The organism is Bifidobacterium thermophilum (assembly GCF_037482445.1).
GTDB classification, from domain to species: Bacteria; Actinomycetota; Actinomycetes; order Actinomycetales; family Bifidobacteriaceae; genus Bifidobacterium; species Bifidobacterium thermophilum_B.
In genome coordinates this window covers 370,083-385,422 of record NZ_JBBHLY010000003.1, presented here as the reverse complement: position 1 = coordinate 385,422, position 15,340 = coordinate 370,083, and the positions used below count along the sequence as shown (strand labels likewise).

Below are 15,340 nucleotides of genomic sequence, written 5' to 3'. Positions count from 1 at the left end.
TTTGCCGAATTTCCAAGCCTTCGCGCGTGTCCGACCGTCCGGCCGCACATGGATGACATGGCCGGGGATGCCGGGAATCGCGCAGTTGAACCGAATTGAACCGGTGATTCGGTGGTATCAATCGGCTCCGTCAAGCGCATTGTGTCACGCGGCCCATACGACAGGCCGCATGCGCATGCCAGTTTGAAGAGCCGGCCTCAGGCGCGGCCGGTGAAGAATGCGCCGCCTTGGTCGACCAGGCTGTCGGCCTTGCGCAGGCCGTGCAGCATCTCGTTGAGCCAGAATCCCTGATTCAAACCGGGCAGCTCCTCGCGGGTGGCCCACACCTGCAGCAGGTAGTCGTGGTCCTTGTCCGGCGGCTGCGGGCCGTTATAGCGCATGGTCACCGCAGGATTCGTCGAACCGACGAACTTGCCGGCGTTCGACGTGCGGCCCTGCACCGCCTCGGGGATCATCGCGGGCAGGGTGCGGGAGAAGTCGGCCGGAATCTGCAGGGCGTGCGAATCGTTGAAATCGAACATCAGCGCGTCGACCGGCACGTTGGCGACCGCCCAGTGGATCCATTCGAAACCGCACACCGGGATCGAGTCGGGGTCGACGAGCTCCCAGTGCAGGAACATCGCATCCGGCGCGAGGTCGTCGATGTAGAACGGGAAGGAGACGATGGGCGTGCCGTCCACGCGGTTCTCGGCGGGCGCCTGCTTGGCGAACTCGTCGGGGACGACGGTAAAATCAGCGGAGATTCTCATGGCTCCAGTATCGCGCATCGTGGTGACGTGGAGATGGGCGCCATGCCGGGGCTGGCTGCGTGCGCCCGCGTTCCGGGGACGCTTCAGGGCCGGTCTGTGGCCACTCGCGTTCCATGGTCGGGGTTTCTCGGGGCGATCCGCACCGTGTGGAAAGGATACCGAGGGAATGGCCATGGGACCCACGGTCGGCGATTGGGAGCACGGCGGAATCCCGCGGGTCCTGGGGCGGAGCGTCCCGCACCGCCACCATGAAAGAGGCCCCAGCCCCTCCACACCAGCGCAATCAGGCATCGATCCGCACCGTGTGGAAGGGATACCGACCGCACGGAGCGACACTCGGGGATTCTGGCGGAACGGGCATGGCGGAATCCCGCGGTTTTCGGGAGGATATCCGCCAACGGCACGCCCCGGGACGCCGGTCGCTTTCCCATACGATGGATTCCGGTGGCTGATTCTCATGGTATGGAGCCGATGGCATGGAGCCGGCGCCATAGTCAACGGGCCGACTCCCGACAAGGGAGCCGGCCCGTCCGAGTGCCACCCGGGCGCCGTCCGGGCGCCGTCCAAGTGTCGTCCGAGTGTCGTCCGAGTGTTCAGCGCGTCAGCCCGCGGTCACTCCGCCGGCTTGTAGAAATCGCCGTTGAGCGCCGCGGCGGCCTTCTGCTTGGCCTCCTCGAAGGTGACGGAAGCGAGCTGGGCGCGCACGTCATCCAGGGCGACCGGGGTCATGGACAGCGAGTTGACGCCGATGCCGGCAAGCACGACCGCCAGATCCGGGTCGGCCGCGGCCTCACCGCACACGCCCACCGGCATGCCGTTCGCGTTGCCCGCGTCGGCGATCAGCTTGATGGCGCGCAGCACCGCTGGATGCCATGCGGTCTGGTAGTGGGCCACGGAACCGAGCGTGCGGTCGGCGGCTAGCGTGTACTGGGTCAGGTCGTTCGTGCCGATCGACACGAAATCGGCGACCTGGGCGACCTTGTCGGCCATCAGGGCGATCGACGGGACTTCGGCCATGACACCGACCTTCTTCAGGCCCTTGGACTTGCCGAGCTTGACGAAGTAGTCGGCCTCCCACTGGTCGGCGACCATCGGGACCATCACCCACAGATCGGCGTTGGTCTGGGCGTCGGCGCGCGCGATCGCCTCAAGCTGGTCCTCGAGGACCTTCTTGTGCACGCGCAGCGTCCGCAGGCCGCGCAGGCCGAGCGCCGGGTTCGGCTCGTCCTCGGGGGTCAGGAACGGCAACGGCTTGTCCGCGCCGGCGTCCAGCATGCGGATCACGACTTTCTTGCCGGGGAAGCGGCTCAGCAGCTTGGCGTACGCCTCGGTCTGCTCCTCGACGCTCGGCGGTTCCTCGTTGCCGAGGAACAGGAATTCGGTGCGGAACAGGCCCACGCCTTCGGCACCGTATTCGAGCGCCGGATCGGCGTCCTCCGGCTTGCCGACATTGGCGAGCAACGGGATGAGATGGCCGTCCTTGGTCTGGCCGGGCTTGCCGCGCAGCTCCTTGGCCTTGGCGGCGTTCGCCTTCGCCTCGTGTGCCTCGGCGATCTCGGCCTCACTCGGGTCGACGATCACCGTGCTCTTCGCGGCGTTGACCACGACGGTCTGCCCGTCCTTGATGTCATCCGCGCCCTGGGCGGACACCACGGCCACGATGCCGCGGGCGCGCGCCAGAATGGCGGTATGACTGGTCGGGCCGCCCTGGCTGGTGACGATGGCGAGGGTCTTGCCCAAGTCGAGCGCCGCGGTGTCCGCCGGGGACAGGTCCTCGGCGACGAGCACGAACGGCGTGTCGCTTTGCGGGACGCCCGGGGCGGGCAGGCCCATGAGATCCGCGATGACGCGCTGGCCGACATCATGTAGGTCGGCCGCCCGCTCAGCCTGGTAACCGCCGATGGCCTTGAACATCTCCTCTACCTGGCCGAAGCCTTCCAGCACGGCGCGTTCGGCGGTCTTGCCACCGGAGATGAGGCTCTTGATGGATTCGGCGAGTGAGGGGTCGGAGGCGAACATGGCGATGGCCTGCAGGATCGGTGCGGCCTTCTTGGTGGCTTCGTCGCCGTTCGCTGCTTCTTCGGCCCGACGGTTGAGGTCGGCGTTGACCGTATCGAGCGCCTTGAGCGCGCGGTCGGTCTCCGCTTCAGCGCTCACGCCTGGGTTCCTGGGGGTATCGGAGGGTTCGGGGAGCGGCGCCGCCATACGGATGACGGGACCGACTGCAACGCCACGTCCAATACCAACACCGGTGATGATCATAAGGGCTCCTTTTCGTAGTGCCGGCAGTTCCCGTCAGCGGAAACCGTCCTTGACATACTCACTTCATCGCAAGCATGCGTTTTCTGTCACATCTAACTTTATACTACAAATCCGCGACGCAACGCCGGTAAACGTTTTCTCATCCTCGGAAAAATATGCTATGCTGAACAGTAGCGTCATGACACCCGTGATGACGCGCGGCGGGAGCCACCGCGACCGCCCAATCGAATGACGTAGACTGACGCAAAGGAGTGTCCATCATGGCAACCGCAACCCGTACCGCAATCATCAACGACCCAGTCGGCATCCACGCCCGTCCGGCGGCCGAATTCGCCCAGGCGGCAACCGCTTCCGGCTGCGCGGTCACCATCGCCAAGCAGGGCGGCGCACCGGTCAACGCCGGCAGCATCCTGTCGGTGATGGGCCTGGGCATCAAGCAGGGCGACACCATCGAGATCACCGTGGACGGCGAGAACGCGGACAGCATCGCGGACAGCCTCGTAGCCACGATCACCAAGGCCTGAACCCGGCATCGCCGCCATGGGGCCGGCACCAACGGCACGCCCCACAACCGGTTATCCACCGGCACCTTTGACCTATTCCACATCTCGTCTGGCAGCGAGTCGCGAACCGTCCCGGCAGCACACCGGGACGGTTCGTCGTATATGCCCGCCGCACGGAACCGCATACCGACTGGAGCACCATATGACACCCACACGGGGCACACGGCCGAACGCGTCCATCACCAATGTCGCCGCCCTCGCCGGCGTCTCCATCGCCACCGTTTCACGCGTCCTGTCAGGCAAAAGAACCAAGGACGACGATATCGCCAGGCGGGTGCGCCAAGCCGCCCTCGACCTCGATTACGCCGCCAACAGCGCGGCGAGCGCGCTACGCAGCGACACCAGCAACACGATCGCCCTATCCATGCCGGCCATGCGCGATCCGTTGGCCGCCGGCATCATCAGCGCGCTCAGCGACGCGGCGGGCGACGCCGGGATGCGACTGCTGGTCGCCACCGACAATACCGCAGCCGCTCAGCACCGGCGGCTCAAAGACTTCGCCAGGTACGGCGCGGACGGCATGATCGTCCTGCCATACCAGAACTCCGGGGCGTCCCTCGCGCGTGGTCTGGCGGCAACGGATACGCCCATCATCCAGCTGCTCGGCTCCACCAACCTGCTGCGGCATGACTGGATCAGCATCGACAACGGCGCCTCGACCGAACTGGCGGTCACCCACGTCGTCGAGCGCGGGGCACACACCATCGCATATCTGAGCGACGCGGTCGATTCCAGCGAGGGGGCGGAGACCCTGCTCGCCTTCCAATCCTCGCTCAATCTGCTCCATGCACGCGCTGACAGTGCGTGGATCACCATCGCCGACGGCACGGTGCAGCGCGGCTTTTCCGACACCATGCGGATCTTCGACGGGTTGCGGCCCGGTGACGGTCCGGAGGCGATCATCTGCGCGTCCGCCGATACCGCAATCGGCGCGGTTATCGCGCTGGAGCAGATGGCCATCGACGTGCCGGAGCAGGTCCAGATCGTCAGCCTGCAGGACGGTCCCACGGCGGCGACTTGCACGCCTCCCCTGACCGCGATGCGTGCGCCCTTGCCGCAGATGGCCGCGGAGAGCCTGCGGCTGATCGGCAACGCCCATGCCGCGGTATCCGACACCGCGGCACCCGCCCGACTCCACCGCCACGTGGCGTTCCCGCGGCGGCTGATGGCGAGGGCCTCCACTCGCGCAGCGGCGGACGTGTGACGCCCGTCCCCGGTGCGTCCTCCGTATCGATGATATCGAAGCCTGATTGCCACCGTGTGGAAAAGATACCGAGGGCCGAGCCGGGGACCTTGCCTGTCTAGAGACCACAGATCGGCGGTATTCCGCGGTTCCCGGCTGACCCTGGCCTTCCCGCCCCGCCACGGATGCCCCGGGATGCCCCGGAGTGCCCCACAGCCGCAAAACGACCACCCGAAACCCACCGTATGGAACAGATACCGTGGCACAATGCGAGGCTGTCTCCGACACGGCGAAACCAATCGCCGGTATTCCGCGGTTCCCGCACCTGACGTCTTCCCTCCAGAGCGTCGCGGGCACATCGTCGCCTCCACGGCCGTGCATCCGGTCACCAATCCGCACCGTGTGGAAAAGACACCAAGGCCAAATCGGGCCCATGACCCGCACGCCCACATCAAATCGCCGGTATTCCGGGATTCTCAGCAGGTACGCAAGCATGCCGCCCTATGATGCGCCCCCGAAACCCTCCACAGCCGCAAGACAGCCGCCCGAAACCCACCGCATGAACAGGTACCGTGACGCGGTGCGAGGCACAAGGAGCAGGAAGCGCGGCAACAGCGGTTGCACGGGCAGGGCAGGATCAGGGCGGATCAAGGACCGGCAACGGGAACCGAACCCGGCGGTCCGGGAAAAGGCGCACCGGCAGACGGCATGCCGGCGACGCGGCCGATTAGGCGAGCAGCGCGCAGAACAGCGCCTCGAACACCAGCAGCGGATTGCCGTTGCCAGCGAGCCGGCGACGCGCGGCCGCGATGTCCTCCATCCGGCGTACCGCGTCACGCCGCGTGAGCCTGACCGACAGCTCGGTGATCGCCGTCCGGTTCTCGAGGTTCACCAGTCCGACGGCGTCATCGGCATTGTTCTGCAGCACGGCGACATCCCGGTAGATGCTGGCGACGGTGGTCAGCGCGCGGTCGAGCACATCACGCGAGCGTCTGGTGGCCCGGCGCTTGAGATCGTCCTTCTTGCCGATTGCATGGTAGGCGGAACGCAGCTTGGGCGGAATGCGGTCCTTCTCACCCAAGCCGTTGACACGTCTGAATTCCCGCTCGTCACGCTCGGCTTGACGGTCGACATCGGCTTGGGCCTGCGTTTTGGCGTTGTCGGCGAGCCGGCCGGCGAGCAGCACCGCGTCCGAGGCCCGGCGCATGCCCAGCACGCCGACGACGAGTTCGTCGCGGTCGGCCAGCACCTGGTCGTCCTTGGCATACAGCCGGGCGATGCCGATATGCCCTTCGGCGAGCCGTGCCGCGCGTGCCGCCAGTGCCGGTTCCACGCCGTCATGTTCTTCCAGGAACCGGGCCACCGCATGGTTTGAGGGCACGGCAAGGTTCACAATACGGGTGCGTGAGCGGATGGTCGGCAGCACGTCCTGGGCGCTCGGGGCGCACAACAGCCAGATGGTGTGTTCCGAAGGCTCCTCGATCTCTTTGAGCAGCACGTTGGTGGTGCGTTCGAGCATGCGGTCGACGTCCTCGATGATGATGATGCGCCATGGCGAGATGCTTGGCATCTGTTCGGATACGCCGATCAGCTCGCGGACCTCGTCGATGCCGATGGTCACTTTGTCGGTCGACAGGACGGTGACGTCCGGGTGTGTTCCGGCAAGTACCAGATGTGCGGCGCGCGTCTGTTCCTCGCCGAGCCCGTGGTCCGGGCTTTCCAGCGCCGCGGCGAAGGCCTTGGCGACGTTCGAGCGGCCCGATCCGGGGGGCCCGCAGATCAGCCATGATTGGGCGATGGCCTTGGGGTCGCCGGCGGCGATGGCGCTCAGCTGGCTGACCACGGGCTGCTGCCCGACAATCGAATCCCATACGCTCATGACCGGCGCTCCCCTGTCTGCCGTATGCCGGCGTCTGCCGCCTGGATTGCAGCCGCAGGGCCAGATGCCGCCCCTAGAAGCGTCCGGATATCGGCCTGGATGGTGTGCCAGACATCCCCGATGCCCACGGACGCGTCGACGACCAGAAAACGCTTGGGGTCAGCCGCGGCGAGCCTGAGGAACTCCTCGCGCGTACGGCGCTGGAAATCCGCTCCCGCCGCCTCCATGCGGTCTTCCCCGCGGGCGAGCCTGCGATGGGAGACCGTCGGGTCGACATCAAGCAGATACGTGCGTTGGGGCAGCAATCCTCCGGTCGCCCACATGCTCAGGTCGCGCACATCGTCGGCGGTCAGCTCGCGGCCGCCGGCCTGGTAGGCCAGTGACGAGTCAAGGTATCGGTCCGTGATGACCACTGCCCCCTGTTCGAGCGCCGGGGCGATGACCTGCGCGACATGCTGCGCCCGGTCGGCCGCGAACAGCAGGGCTTCGGTCCGCGGGGCGATATCGCCGCCGTGCAGCAGCATCCGTCGCAGCTGCACGCCCAGCTCGGTGCCGCCCGGCTCGCGGGTCACCACGACCCGTCTGCCGCAGCCGGTGAGGTACGCGCGCAGGCGTTCGACCTGCGTAGTCTTGCCCGCCCCGTCAACGCCTTCGAAGGAGATGAACAGGCCTGCTGGGGCGTGTGCGGTCATTACTGCTCCTTTGTGGCTGTGGTTTTCGTGGTGCGTTTCGCGCGGGTCCTGGACGTCGACGAGGTACCGGCGGCGGTCTTCTTCGCCGTGCTCTTGCCCTTGGCGGCGCGCTTCTCGGCCGTGGTGCGCTTCGCCGTGGTCTTGGCGGCGCTGCGACGGGTGCGGCGCTTGGCCGGCCCGGCGGCGCGCTTCTCGGCGAGCAGGCGGAAGGCCTCCTGCGGCTCGATCGATTCCGGCGTGTACTGCTTGGGCAGGGTGCGGTTGGTCTCGCCGTCGGTGATATACGCCCCGTAGAAGCCGTCCTTGATGGTCACCGGTTTGCCGGTGTCCGGATCGTTGCCGAGTTCGCGCAGCGGCGGCTTGGCGGTCCCGCGGCCGCGTCCACGGCCGTACTTCGGCTGGGCGAACAGCTCCTTGGCCTTGGCCACGTCGACGGTGAAGATCTCGTCTTCGCTGCCGAGCGACCGGGTCTCGGTGCTGCCATCGGCGGCGGTCTTGGTCAGGTACGGGCCGTACCGGCCGTTGTTCGCGGTGATGGCCGCCTGGCTGATCTCGCCGGTTTTCGCATCCGTCTCCTCGACCGTGCCGACGGTACGGGGCAGACTCAGCAGCTGCAGGGCCTGATCAAGCGTGATGCTCTCGGGCTTCATGGACTTGAACAGCGAGGCCATCTTCGGCTTGGGCGCGGTGGTCTTCTTGCCGCCCTTGCGCGTGCCCGGCTTCTCGTCCTGGGCCGCATCGGCGTGCTCGGGCTGCGGAATGGTCAGGGACACGTACGGGCCGAACCGGCCGTTGCGCACCTCGACGATCCCGCCGGTCGCCGGGTCGGTTCCCAGTTCGCGCGGGCCGCCCGCGTTGCTTTCGATCAGCTCATGGCCCTTCTCGACCGTCAGTTCGTCAGGGGCGAGTGTCGGCGGCAGTGAGGCGCGCTTGGGGTTGCCTTCGGCATCCAGATGGTTCATATCCTCCAGATACGGACCGTACCGGCCGACGCGCACATGCAGCCCGTCACCGATCTCAATGGTGTTGATGGCGCGGGCGTCGATGTCGCCCAGCTGGGCGACCTGCTGCTGCAGGCCCTCATGTGCCTCGTCCGCGTTCGTTGCCGCGCCTGCGCCGGAACCGAAATAGAACCGGGTGAGCCAGTCCTTGCCGGTCTCCTTGCCTCGCGCGATGCGGTCAAGGCCGTTCTCCATATCTGCGGTGAACTGGTAATCCACGTATTGAGGGAAGTTCGTCTCCAGCAGTTTGACCACGGCGAATGCCAGCCACGACGGGATCAACGCCCTGCCGCGCTCGTACACGTAGCCACGGTCGATGATCGTGGAGATGATGCTCGCGTAGGTCGACGGGCGGCCGATCTCCTTGGCTTCCAGGGTCTTGACCAGCGATGCCTCGGTATAGCGTGCCGGCGGCTGCGTCTCATGGCCGTCCGCCTTGACATCGTCGGCGGCAAGCACGTCCCCCGGCTGCATCGGCGGCAGGGAGACGTTCTCGTCATCCTTGGCGGTCTTGCCTGATGCCGTCTTCTTCGCGGAGGCACCGTCCGTGGCCGTGGAAGCCGGCTGTGCGGCCCGCTTGCCCTCGCCGGTCGCGCGCATGAAGCCCGGGAATTCGATGACCGTGCCGGATGCCTGGAACACCGCGTCGCCGTGGGAGCCAGTCGGCGCGTTCAGGCGCACGGTCGCGGTCGAACCGGTCGCGTCAGCCATCTGGGATGCCAGGGTGCGCTGCCAGATCAGCCGGTAGAGTTTCGCCTGGTCCGCAGGCACCTTGCGCGCCACATCGTCGGGATCTCGGAAACTGGAGCCCGCCGGGCGGATGCATTCGTGCGCCTCCTGCGCGCCTGCGGTCTTGGTCGCGTACTGTTTCGGCGCGTCGGACAGGTACCTGCTTCCGAAATGGAATTCCACGGCGTGGCGTGCCGCCGCGATGGCCTCCTGGGACAGCGTGACCGAATCGGTACGCATATACGTGATGAAACCGTTCTCGTACAATCCTTGCGCCGCACGCATGGTCTGCCGTGAGCTCATGCCGAGCCGGTTGCCGGCGGTCTGCTGCAGGGTCGACGTGGTGAACGGGGGCAGCGGGCGCCTGCGGTAGGGGCGCGATTCCATGGATTCCACCGTGAACGGCGCCTCACGCAGCGCCTGGGCGACCGTGGACGCACTGCCGGCATCCAACTGGCAGACATTGTCGGCGAACCCCGCCGGTGTGAGCTTGCCATCCGCACCGAAATCCTTGGATGCGGCAAGCCGCTTGCCGTCCAGCTGGATCATGCGTGCATCGAACCGTACTGGCTCGCCTTCGGCACCCGAGGCGGACAGAGTCGCCACGACATCCCAGTACGGGGCTTTGACGAAGGCCATGCGCTCGCGTTCACGCTCGACAATCAGGCGCGTGGCCACCGACTGCACGCGGCCTGCGGACAGTCCCGGCCCCACCTTGCGCCACAGCACCGGCGACAACTCGTAGCCGTACAGGCGGTCAAGCACGCGACGCGTCTCCTGCGCGTCCACCATATGGTCGTCGACATCCCGGGTCTTGGTCAGCGAGGCCTTGATCGCCTCGGGGGTGATCTCGTGGAACACCATGCGCCTGACCGGGACCTTCGGCTTGAGCGTCTGGACCAGATGCCATGCGATCGCCTCGCCCTCGCGATCCTCATCGGTTGCCAGATACAGCTCGTCGGCGTTCTTCAACGCCTCCTTGAGCTGGGAGACGGTTTTCTTCTTCTCGGGGCCGACGATGTAATACGGCTCGAACCCGTCATTGACGTCGACACCGAACTTGCCGAACTTCTCTTTCTTGGCGGCAGGCACCTGGCTGGGCTGGGCGAGGTCGCGGATATGGCCGACCGATGCGAGCACGGTATAGCCATCCCCTAGGTATCCCGCGATCTTCTTCGCTTTCGTCGGAGACTCCACGATAACAAGCTTGGTGCCGGCTGCCATTGCCCCTCCTTAATACTGCTTACGGAACGCCATCATACTCATGGAGCATGGTCAACGCCGTATCTGGTGTGCCGTGTTACTTTGCCGGCGGGGCCGGCGGAGCGCCGACCAGACCGAGTTTCGTCAACGGGGATGCGGTCAGTTGCCGCAGGGCGAGCACCAGCCCGAACACCAGCAGGGATATGCCGCAAACCAGCATGACCGTCGCCGCGCATGCCCCCGCCTGCGTCCATTGCGCCCGCAGCGACAGGCCGGGCTCAATCTGCCACAGCAGGTATCCGCCGTACAGGGTGATCATGATACCGCCGGTGATCATGACGCTGCCCACAATCTGGATACTCGCCGACGCAGTGCGCGTACCGATCCCGTCCATGCCGGACGAGCGCGTGCACGCCAGCATGAGCAGCGCCCAGCCGCCGACAATCAGCAGGCCCATCACCACGTCTGTGGGACGATGCCATTTGGCCGCCACCAGCGACAAGGCCGTAAGCAGGGCATACACCGACCCCGCCGCCGCGCACACCGCACGCCAGGCACGCGGCACCGCGCACACCAGGACGACGGCGGACGCCGCGGCGAGGATGGTATGGCCGGAAGGCGCGGTATTGCTTGCCGAGGAACCGATGTTCTGCAAGTACGGCCGCGGCAGTACGCCCTTGAGCAGCTCGGAACCGTAACACAGCGCCGCGAAGACCGCCAGCTGCCCGAGCAGCCACCAGCGCCGGCGCACCGCGGCGACCACCACGCCGATGACGGCGAGCGCCACGCTGATGATGATGATCGTGCTTGACGCGGTCAGGATGTGGACCATGGCGCGCAGCCAGGATGGCAGCGAACCGTCCAGCAGCGCCCACACCTCATCATCGAAATTCTGCCCGTTGGCGGTCCGCACGCCGAGCCACCATACGCCAGCGGAGGCGGCGAGCAGCAGCAGGCCGAGCACGATGCACAGAACGGTGCTTGACAGGCGCGGACGGACCGCCAGCGGGTCGACCTGGGCGAGCCCGCGGTCCATGTCGTCTACCGCCGGATCATCGGCGGCAGGCCCGGGCAGTTCCGTCTGCGGGGCGTCCGCCGCCGGGCCCGGCTGCGTGGGGAAGGCCAGTGGGCCGTCGAAGCCCGGGGCGTCCGCCGTCTGCGGTTCGAATGGCGTGAACGTCAAGGATGGCCGGGATTGCCCCTGACCGTCCTGCGGTGTCAACGGCTCTTGTTCATTCTCATCCATAGTCACCGACTATACCTGCCATCATTCTGCGTGCCATCGGGAATCCCGGTGATTGTTCACAAGCGCGGCACATGGGTCGGAACCGGATCCGCGCCCGGGTTGTCCTGTATGCTCCGTCGGCCATACGATGCACGGGGACGCACAACGGCAAAAGAAAACCCCCGCACACCCGTCAGAGGCCACTTACCCTTGCTGCATTCCTGCCCTGGGGGAGTTGGGTGACGTAACGCCATGCGGAGGCGTATGCGAGTATACACCATTGTCGGGGACAAGACGAATCGGCATGGTGCGCGTCGCGCCGCGGCCACCGGCTACCAGGGGATGATATTGTCGCGCGAATAGTACACGTATCCCGGTCGCGGGTATTGGCCTGTCAGCTCCTCGATGGTGACCGTCCTGTAGCCTTTCGCGTGCAGCGCGTCGAGGATATGCGGCAGGGCCGCAGCCGTATGGTCGTGGATGTCGTGCATGAGGATGATCGAGCCGGGGCGAGCCTGGGCGGTGACCTTCCATTGGATCGACCGTGCGGTCGCGCCTTCCGCCCAGTCGTAGGAATCGACGTCGTACAGGGCCAGTCCCATGCCGAGACGGTCGGCGAGGTATTGCCGGCTCGCCTCGTCCGCCGCGCCATGGGGCGGGCGGAGCAGGGTGACAGGGCGTCCGCTGGCTTGCGTGATGCGGGCCGAGGCCTCGTCGAATTCCTGGTGTTCGGTCCCTGACTGCATGATCGCCGGAAGGTCGGTGTGGGACATGGTGTGGCTGCCCACCGGCATGCCGTAGCGCGTGTCGTCCTGGATGACAGGCCGGGTGGCGTCGTTGACCGCCCCGCCCACGGCGAAAAAGGTCGCCCGGTCCCCTGCCTGTCGCAGCGATGCCACTATGCGCCGGCTCGAGCCGTCGCGTGGGCCGTCATCGAAGGTGAGCGCCACGCACGCCATGTGCGCGCAGTCGATCCCGTGTTCGGCGTTGCGGGCGCGGACCGCCGCATCGGCCCGTGCAAACAGCTGTTGTTCGGTATCAGCCAGCGTCCCGTATGGCGTATTCGGGTCATCCACGGCCCGCTGGGCGTCATCGATGGCGACGCGTAATGCGCGGCTGGCGCGGGTATCATGCGATGCCGCGGTGTCCCGGGCCAGCTCGCGCACGCCCGGCAGCACGGCCCGGATCCTGCCGGCCGTTTCCTCCAGCGTCTGACCGTCATGCGCCAGTACGCGCACCGCCACCGGATGTTTCGCCCTGTGCAGTCGCCTCACCCATGGTTTGAGTGTCCGGGCCGCATCACGATAGGCATCGACATGCGACCGAAGCGCAAGCGGCGACTGCTTCGCCCGGCATGCGGACGGGACATCGCCGACCGTCTGCACCGATGCCGCGGCCTGCCGGCGCTGCGCTGATGCCTGCGTTGCGACGGCATCGAGCTTGTCCAGCGATTCACGGTCCACGCCCTCCGTGCGGGAGGCGCGGTCCGAGAGCGCGGTGGCCTGACCGGACAGTGCGGCGACATGTTCGTCCATCAGCCGATACGTATTGCCCCATTCCACACAGTCCGCCAGCGCGCGGCGATACCATGCGTACGCGGCCAGGCCGGCGAGCAGGAACACGCTCGACAACAACGCCACGACAAACACCGCGGCGACCGCCAGTCTGACGCCCCGTGCCGGTGCCACGGACACGGCGCGGGGGCGTGTGGAATCCGAAGTCTGTGTGGTATCGCCTCCGGCCGTCATGGCTCCCCCTTCCACGCGGATTCGCGCTGCTGTGCGGCGACACCAGCCGGCCGCACCACTGTCGCATCGCATACGCCGCGATGTCCGGCCATTGTCCCATGGGGCCGTGACGGATCGGCGCCGTGACAGGTTCGCGATCGGCTGTGCCACCATAGGCGGTGCTGCGGGTTCCGTGAGGGAGACCGGCTCACATCGGCAATCCAGTCGATGAACTCCTGCATATGCTGCGGGAGTTTGGCGGGGACACGACATTCCGCGGGTAAACTCCCGGCAAGGGGTTTCAGGGCCGATTTTAAGAACCGCGGGATTCCAACGTTCCTGTTGGGAGATTATTCGCAAGGGCACGGGATTGCGGCAAACTCCCGGCCCCGGCGCGGGAGAATTCCCTCGAATCGCACTATCCGCCAAGTCCTCCCACGATTGCGGGAGACCGGTGCCAAACGCGACCCTCCGCCACCGACTCGTAAATTGCGTTTGGATTGCGTTTGGGCATCGGTGCCGGCACGTGGCCCGGAAAACACGAAAGCCCCCGGATCCGGGGGCTTTCGCATGCTTAAGCTCAGACTAACTTGACCATGCCATTGGCCTCAATAGGCGGCATGGCCGGAGTCTGGAACCGGTTACTCCGCGACGACCTTGACGGTGAAGGAAGCGGAGATCTCCGGGTGCAGGGCCACGGTGGCGGGGAATTCGCCGGTGGTCTTGATGGTCTCGACCTTGATGGACTTCGGGCTGATCGGAGCCTTGTCGGCAAGGGCGGAGGCGATCGCGTCAGCGGACACGGCACCGAAGAGCTTGCCGGACTCGGACACCTTGGCGGCGATCTCGACGACCGTGCCCTCGATGGCGGCCTTGGCGGCGACGGCGTCCTCGCGGGTGGCGAGGGCCTTGGCCTGGCGGGCGCGCTTCATCGCTTCGATCTGGGCGGCGGCACCCTTGGTCCACTTGAACGCGAGACCCTGCGGGAAGAGGTAGTTGCGGGCGTAGCCCGGACGCACCTCGACGACGTCACCGGCGTGGCCCAGGTTGGCCACGGTCTTGGTGAGAATGATCTTGGTTTCAGCCATGTCGATATCCTCCTGTTCAGCGGCCGGTGGTGGCGTACGGCAGCAGGGCCATCTCGCGGGCGTTCTTCACGGCCTTCGCGATCTCGCGCTGTTCCTGGACGGTCACGCCGGTGATACGACGGGAACGGATCTTGCCGCGGTCGGACACGAACTTGCGCAGCAGCGCGACGTCCTTGTAATCGATCTCGGTGATCTTGGCGGCCTTGAGTGGATTCGGCTTCTTCTTGAACGGCTTGACCGGCGGTTGCGGCCTCTTGCGTGACATCTGATGTTCTCCTTATGACAAACTTGATTGATTGCTGGAAGCAAAGCCCGGCGTCAGAATTCCGGCTCTTCGGAGTCGCCGCCGAAATCGTCGCCGGCCCCGAAGGACCCGAAGCTCGATTCCGACTGGCTGGAGCCCGACGTGCCCCACGGGTCGGCGGCGGGGGCTGCAGGCGTCTGCTGGACGGCAGGAGCGGCGGAAGCGCCACCGGCATAGCCACCCTGGTAGCCTGCGCCACCCTGGTAGCCGCCATTGCCGGCGAACCCACCGTTGCCGGCGTTCCCCGCATTGCCCGCGAAACCGCCGCGGTTGCCGGCGAATCCGGAGCCTGCGCCCTGACGGGTCACCTGTGCGGTGGCGTACCTCAAGGACGGGCCGATCTCATCGACCTGCAATTCGACGACAGTGCGGTTCGACCCGTCCTGCGCCTGGTAGGAACGCTGCTGGAGCCGGCCCTGCGCGATGACGCGCATGCCCTTGGTCAGGGACTGGGCGACATGGTTCGCCAGGTCGCGCCAGGCGGAGCAGCGCATGAACAGCGCCTGCCCGTCTTCCCACTGGCCGCTGTTGCGGTTGTAGGTGCGCGGGGTGGAAGCGATGGTGAAACTCGCGACCGTCGCCCCGCTGCCGATGGTGCGCAGCTCCGGGTCGGCGGTGAGATTACCGATGATGGTGATGGTTGTTTCGCCTGCCATGACGCTACCTTCTTACCTGTTGCTACCTGTTGCACACGTGCCTGGGCGGCTCACGGAGCCTTGCTCAAGCAATGCTGAA

12 protein-coding genes and 1 other RNA gene are annotated in these 15,340 nt (G+C 66.4%); 2 read left to right on the top strand and 11 right to left on the bottom strand.

Annotated features, from left to right (window positions below; translation table 11 throughout):
- Positions 1–197: 197 nt before the first annotated feature.
- Positions 198–749 carry a YbhB/YbcL family Raf kinase inhibitor-like protein gene (locus WD012_RS04240; RefSeq protein ID WP_339562522.1) on the bottom strand — a complete coding sequence of 184 codons (552 nt, stop codon included), beginning with the start codon at positions 747–749 and terminating at the stop codon, positions 198–200.
- Between the two features lie 612 nt (positions 750–1,361).
- Positions 1,362–3,011: a phosphoenolpyruvate--protein phosphotransferase gene (ptsP, locus tag WD012_RS04235; RefSeq protein ID WP_339562521.1), complete on the bottom strand. Its 1,650-nt coding sequence runs from the start codon at positions 3,009–3,011 to the stop codon at positions 1,362–1,364.
- Between the two features lie 260 nt (positions 3,012–3,271).
- Here ptsP and WD012_RS04230 point away from each other — a divergent pair, with 260 nt between their 5' ends.
- Complete coding sequence (locus tag WD012_RS04230) at positions 3,272–3,535, top strand: HPr family phosphocarrier protein (protein WP_339562520.1); 264 nt, start codon at positions 3,272–3,274, stop codon at positions 3,533–3,535.
- Between the two features lie 181 nt (positions 3,536–3,716).
- Complete coding sequence (locus WD012_RS04225) at positions 3,717–4,778, top strand: LacI family DNA-binding transcriptional regulator (protein ID WP_339562519.1); 1,062 nt, start codon at positions 3,717–3,719, stop codon at positions 4,776–4,778.
- Between the two features lie 706 nt (positions 4,779–5,484).
- On the opposite strand, the gene WD012_RS04220 is transcribed toward WD012_RS04225, so the two are convergent.
- The 9 genes from WD012_RS04220 to WD012_RS04180 form a co-directional block, all read right to left on the bottom strand.
- On the bottom strand, positions 5,485–6,636 hold the full coding sequence (locus tag WD012_RS04220; protein ID WP_339562518.1) for a DNA polymerase III subunit delta': 1,152 nt from the start codon (positions 6,634–6,636) through the stop codon (positions 5,485–5,487).
- Positions 6,633–7,328 (bottom strand): dTMP kinase, encoded by a 696-nt coding sequence (gene tmk, locus WD012_RS04215; protein ID WP_339562517.1) that lies wholly within the window; start codon positions 7,326–7,328, stop codon positions 6,633–6,635. Before tmk ends, WD012_RS04220 begins: the two co-directional genes overlap by 4 nt.
- The gene (topA, locus tag WD012_RS04210; RefSeq protein ID WP_339562516.1) at positions 7,328–10,282 is read right to left on the bottom strand and encodes a type I DNA topoisomerase; all 2,955 of its coding nucleotides are present in this window, start codon (positions 10,280–10,282) and stop codon (positions 7,328–7,330) included. Before topA ends, tmk begins: the two co-directional genes overlap by 1 nt.
- A 76-nt stretch (positions 10,283–10,358) precedes the next feature.
- Positions 10,359–11,507 (bottom strand): phosphatase PAP2 family protein, encoded by a 1,149-nt coding sequence (locus WD012_RS04205; protein WP_339562515.1) that lies wholly within the window; start codon positions 11,505–11,507, stop codon positions 10,359–10,361.
- Between the two features lie 149 nt (positions 11,508–11,656).
- An RNA gene (gene ffs / locus WD012_RS04200) (signal recognition particle sRNA small type) lies at positions 11,657–11,753 on the bottom strand.
- 65 nt (positions 11,754–11,818) lie between these two features.
- On the bottom strand, positions 11,819–13,234 hold the full coding sequence (locus WD012_RS04195) for a polysaccharide deacetylase family protein (protein WP_339562514.1): 1,416 nt from the start codon (positions 13,232–13,234) through the stop codon (positions 11,819–11,821).
- 620 nt (positions 13,235–13,854) lie between these two features.
- Positions 13,855–14,301, bottom strand: coding sequence for a 50S ribosomal protein L9 (gene rplI / locus WD012_RS04190; protein WP_339562513.1), 447 nt, complete (start codon positions 14,299–14,301; stop codon positions 13,855–13,857).
- Positions 14,302–14,317: 16 nt separating this feature from the next.
- Positions 14,318–14,566 carry a 30S ribosomal protein S18 gene (rpsR, locus tag WD012_RS04185; RefSeq protein WP_015449763.1) on the bottom strand — a complete coding sequence of 83 codons (249 nt, stop codon included), beginning with the start codon at positions 14,564–14,566 and terminating at the stop codon, positions 14,318–14,320.
- 53 nt (positions 14,567–14,619) lie between these two features.
- Entirely contained in the window at positions 14,620–15,261 is a 642-nt protein-coding gene (locus tag WD012_RS04180) for a single-stranded DNA-binding protein (protein WP_339562512.1), read from the bottom strand.
- Between the last annotated feature and the right edge of the window lie 79 nt (positions 15,262–15,340).